Source organism: Massilia genomosp. 1 (assembly GCF_011682185.1).
GTDB lineage: Bacteria > Pseudomonadota > Gammaproteobacteria > Burkholderiales > Burkholderiaceae_D > Telluria_A > Telluria_A rubra.
Map to the genome: position 1 here is coordinate 1 of NZ_WHJF01000680.1, position 243 is coordinate 243.

The 243-nt window shown below is 63.0% G+C and carries 1 pseudogene; it reads left to right on the forward strand.

What is annotated here, in order from left to right:
* A pseudogene (locus tag F1735_RS35230) lies at nt 1–243 on the forward strand (IS5/IS1182 family transposase); the annotation flags it as partial.

The following is a 243-nucleotide window of genomic DNA, read 5'->3' on the forward strand; positions in this document are numbered from 1 at the left end:
TGCTGCCGGAACTGCGCGCAGAAGTGGGCGTCTTGACGCCGAAACTTGAGCGCCTTATCTACGTTCTGGAGTGGGCGCGTATCGAGGAATTCGCTGACGATTCCTGGGACGGCATCGGCCGACCGCCGCATGTACGTGCATGGCTGGCGAATGCTTTCGTGGCGAAGGCGGTGCTGGGCATCACCACCACCGTCGGGCTGGTCGAGCGCCTGACCATGGACAAGACCTTGCGGCGCATTTGCG